Annotated in this window: 1 protein-coding gene; it reads left to right on the top strand. The window is 56.2% G+C overall.

Features of this window, described 5'->3' with window-relative positions; genetic code table 11:
- Positions 1-5: 5 nt before the first annotated feature.
- A partial coding sequence (locus EBL84_RS16995; RefSeq protein WP_148040337.1) for an IS1 family transposase occupies positions 6-354 on the top strand: 349 nt, incomplete at its 3' end.

Raw genomic sequence — 354 nt, 5'->3', positions numbered from 1 at the left:
GAGGCTTGGCTGCAGAACTACGTGAACGAGAAGTACAAGAAGGTTCCTCGTCAGGTCGCGCTAAAAAAAACACCACACCCTACGGAGTAATCCTGGAGTGCGACGAACTGTGGTCCTTTGTCGGAAAGCGCCTGAATAAACAATGGATCTGGCTCGCCATGGATCGCCTGACCCGGCGTATCGTCGGGGTCCATGTTGGCGATCGTACGGAGCGCTCCGCACAGGCGCTGTGGGATTCCATCCCAGCGCAATATCAGACTTCCGCTCCCGTCTACACAGATTTCTGGAGCGCCTATGCGCGGATCATCCCGGCACACCGACATTATCCCAGTGCGAAGTCACAAGGGGAAACCA

The sequence above is a fragment of the Marichromatium sp. AB31 genome (assembly GCF_003718685.1).
Classification (GTDB): domain Bacteria; phylum Pseudomonadota; class Gammaproteobacteria; order Chromatiales; family Chromatiaceae; genus Marichromatium; species Marichromatium gracile.
Note: the sequence above shows the minus strand (reverse complement) of the source record. Positions and strands in the feature narration are given on the sequence as shown.